Source organism: Capnocytophaga genosp. AHN8471 (assembly GCF_016806945.1).
Taxonomy (GTDB): Bacteria; Bacteroidota; Bacteroidia; order Flavobacteriales; family Flavobacteriaceae; genus Capnocytophaga; species Capnocytophaga periodontitidis.
The window spans coordinates 1-4053 of sequence record NZ_JAESPJ010000036.1 but is presented as its reverse complement, the minus strand read 5'-3'; the positions used below and the strand labels follow the sequence as shown (position 1 = coordinate 4053).

The window sequence follows — 4053 nt, the reverse complement described above, 5'->3', positions numbered from 1 at the left end:
CGCACCATAGCCCACGAACTCGGGCACGGCATCTTCAAACTCGAACACCCTTTCAAAGGTAAAAATGCCGACAAAGGCAAAACCTCTGCCCTAATGGATTACAATGAGGGGCAAGACTTCTTCTACCGCGACTGGAAGCAAATCAACGACCCTAAAGTAAAACTGTATGCTTTCCAAGGGCAAAGCGAGGGTGAACTGAAGGGAGGCGTAGTAATAATTGCAGGAAGTACAGATGGTAGCTCTATTAAATTTGATATAACAAAAAGTTGTAAAAGTTTTTTTGTAGCTAATAAAATAGTTAGTTTTAATGATAATGAGACTGAGAAAATAAAAGAATTATCAATATCAAAAAGTGGTGTTCTACAATATGTTACTGATGAAAAAGACAATAAATATTACCCCACTCAATATGTTGAAACAAAAAATAACGAAATAAAAGCAAGAGGAGGTATTGCGTTTTTACTATGTACAGATTGCATAGATGGTGTAACAACCGTTAATCATTCAAAAGTATATTCAAATATTGATCGAAAATACATCATTGCTGATTTCACAAATAGAGGAAAAGACTGTCTTGAAGGTGAAGAAATATTAGTAAGAGAAGGTAATACATATATTTGTAAAACTCTTTCTAAAAGAGATTGTTCTTTAAACAAGGGGCTTAATATAGGAAGTGGCAACGGAAATGGCGGAACTATTTATAGCTTAATAGCCGATGAAAAACTTAGCAAAAACCTAGCCGAAAAGCTATATTCTATTGTCGCTAAAAACACTAAAAACACTATTACAGGTGAAAATCACCACCTAAATACAAGAATTTTGCTTTCCCACAAGAATATTTTAGAAAATACCGCTAAAATTTCTGTGCATAACGAAAATGGAAAAGATCAACTATATGTAGGTAACGAAAAAGTAGCTATAAATCCTGATGAAATTGTTTTTTGGATAGAATATGATGGTTCTGATAAGAAAATAAGTGTAAAAGAAGTTGTTGTTGGCGATAATTTCGATCAAAACTTACGAAAAACACTCAAACAATGGGATGAAAAATTCCAATATGAACAAGCCTCATTCTTTGGAAAATTGTTCTATATAGGAAAAGAGTTAACTGATTTTGGCTTTACAGCGGCTTACGACCTATTTGATATGTTAGGTTCGGGTATAGGAAAATTAAAAATACCCGAATCTGTATGGGACTGTAAAGCAAGTAATTATAATCCTATTTACGCTGAAATCTTTAGTTATCTGAATCTTTCAGGTTATGTCAATCTCATTACCGAACAAATCGCAGGTGAAGAATCTAATTTATCCAAAGCACAAAAAGAAGCAAGTCAAGCAAATTTTGCCCTTTTCTGTGGAATGTACAACGGCTTGATAGATGTCGTAAAAACAGTACCCGATTTAGGCAAACTATTGTCCTCTTTTGGTTCTTCAAAAGGACGTGCGAACAATAGCAAATTTGTTCAACAACTTGAAAATATAGAAGTTACTGATGATAATGGAAATGTAATATATGGCAAAGGTTTAGGATTTGGCAAATTGTGGTTCTTGTTTAAAGAAGGTATTAGCGACCAATTTAGCAAAGACAATCCTTGCAAAAAAAATGAGTTTATAGGTTCAATAGCAGGTCCTATTATAGTATTGTGTTTTGGCGATGTCGCTGCAAGCGAAAGTGTTTTAGCTAAAATAGGAAGCACTTCCTTAAAAGCCCTGCAATTCTGCAACCGCATAGCCGACCCTTTGCGTTATATAGGCATAAGCATTCGTTATGTAAAAAATGCTTCAGGCAAACTACTGATAGTCTTTAGAAATGCAACAGGCAAAGTAGCCGAACGATTACAAAACGGCTTGTACAGAGTACGTGTATTAGTAAACAATACCGAAAGACTTGAGGACGTATCTGAAGACATAGCCGAAGAACTATTCAATGGTAGAACAGCGCCTATAGGTGGCGATACAAATGCAAGATTAGCGCACACCGCTGAAGATACCGCTGAAAAAACAGCTAAAGAAGTAGCAGAAGAATATGCTAAAAGCGAAAGACTTTTAAGAGAAAGTGTAAATAATTCAGAAGCCTCTAATGCTTTATTTAATAACAAAAACGCTGTAAATGCACTTACAAAAGCGCGTAATAATCCCATACTCAAAAAATTGGGCTTTACAGATGAAATTTTAGCCAGTTTAAGAGCTTCAGGTAAAGGTGAGTTTTCGTATGAAAAAATATTAGATAAGCTATTAAGTATAGCTAAAAAGATTGAAGACAATCCTAACACCACCTTAGAAGATTTTTACGAAAAGGTAATATATAAGTTAAACAAGAACAGCAAAGTAACCGATTCACAAAGAAGAGGTGCAGAAGGTGTTCTTAAGGCTGTTGATGATGAGTTCGACAACTTACTAAAAGGAAAAATTGTAAGATTTGAAAAACAAGTAGATAATGCACGTTCAACTAAAAAACTCTCAGCGGAAGACTTAACAGTTGAAATAGAAGCTTTAGATGGTAGCAGAAAAACTTTATTCCGTGTAGAGGTGAAAAATTGTCAAGATTGCGTAACAGCAAAAGTTATAAAAAAACAATTCATTGAACGTGATTTGTTCAATGCTACTGATATTTCTCAAATAAAATGGAGAATTTATGGTCAAAATTTTACCAAACAAGATTTTGAAAAATTCTTAAAGGAGAATAGAAAAGCAATAGAGAAATTGGAAATAGGAAGAATTGAAAAACTACTACCAGAATCTATGAAAGAAGGATTGAAACAAAGTAATATGTACAATAGAATTTATAATCACTTATTAGATAGTTATGAGAAAATATTTATTAATTGAGAAAAAGGAGAACATTAGTAGTTTTTTGTTAAAAAATAGTTTATATTTTGTTTCTAACAAAAAAATATATTCAAATGTTAATAATAACTTTGTCAATATAAACTCCAACAATATATATTCAGTAGAAAACCTTATACTGTCTGATACTGAGAAAGTATATGACTTCAATTTAGAAAATTATCAAATATTTATAAATGATGATTTTCAATATAGAAGGCGTTATTATAAAAATATTGTTACTTTTAATAACGAAACAAATATATTTTTTTATGATATTGTAAAAAATCAATTAGTAAGAAAAATGAATTTAAATTCATTTACAATTTATGGAACAATATATTGTTTTATCAATGAATATGCTATAATATTGGGAAATGATACTACTATTTCAGCCTTTGATTATATTCAAGAAAAAATTCTTTGGCAATACGATTTAGAAACTTATTTCCACCAACCTGCCCAAATAATGGAAGGCAGAGTTTTAGTATCAAACAATAAAATCATCTTTTTCGCTCATACCGAAGATTGGAGCAATTACGCCACTTTTATTTTAGATGCTCAAACGGGGGAAGTCCTTTTTACTACTCAGGAAATGGGTATGAAATTAGTAGAGCATAATAACCTTGTTTACCAAATACAGCGAAAAGCAATCAAAATATTAGACCCTAAAAATTTAAAAATTGAAACCATAGATGTTTCTGCTTATTGCGATGAGCAATCTATATTTTTAGACGATCACACTGTTTTCTTTTACAAAGATAAACTCTATACATTAGCAAGAGAGCAAGGAAGTGATGTGTATAATATTTGGGTGATTTTTAATCTTAAAACCCAACAATTTGAACATCGTGAAGATATGTTTATCAATCCTAAGAAGAAGAAAGATGAGAAAAACAAAATGTTTATCAATGATATTCAAGCAAATGATAATTTAGTAGCTATCAGATGTTCCGACAATCTTTATGTCTTTGAAAAACAAGATATTGAAGCAAAGTAAAAATTGCGTAACAGCAAAAATTATAAAAGAACAATTCATTGAACGTGATTTGTTCAATGCTACTGATATTTCTCAAATTAAATGGAGAATTTACGGTCAGAATTTTACCAAACAAGATTTTCACAAATATATAGATGATAATATTGACATAATTCGTAAAATGTATAAAGATATACCATTTCCTAATGTTAATGGAAGAGAAATAAGAACTTTAGATGATTTTATAA

The 4053-nt window shown here is 31.3% G+C and carries 2 protein-coding genes and 1 pseudogene; all 3 read left to right on the top strand.

Features of this window, described 5'->3' with window-relative positions; all coding sequences use genetic code 11:
- Positions 1 to 2829 (top strand): annotated as a pseudogene (locus JMN12_RS15420) (hypothetical protein); the annotation flags it as partial.
- A complete protein-coding gene (locus tag JMN12_RS14150; RefSeq protein ID WP_203081346.1) occupies positions 2807 to 3826 on the top strand; it encodes a hypothetical protein in 1020 nt (339 codons plus the stop codon). The pseudogene JMN12_RS15420 and the gene JMN12_RS14150, both read left to right, overlap by 23 nt.
- Positions 3813 to 4053, top strand: a 241-nt coding sequence (locus JMN12_RS15415; protein ID WP_238423936.1) for a hypothetical protein, incomplete at its 3' end; no start/stop codon positions are given. The genes JMN12_RS14150 and JMN12_RS15415, both read left to right, overlap by 14 nt.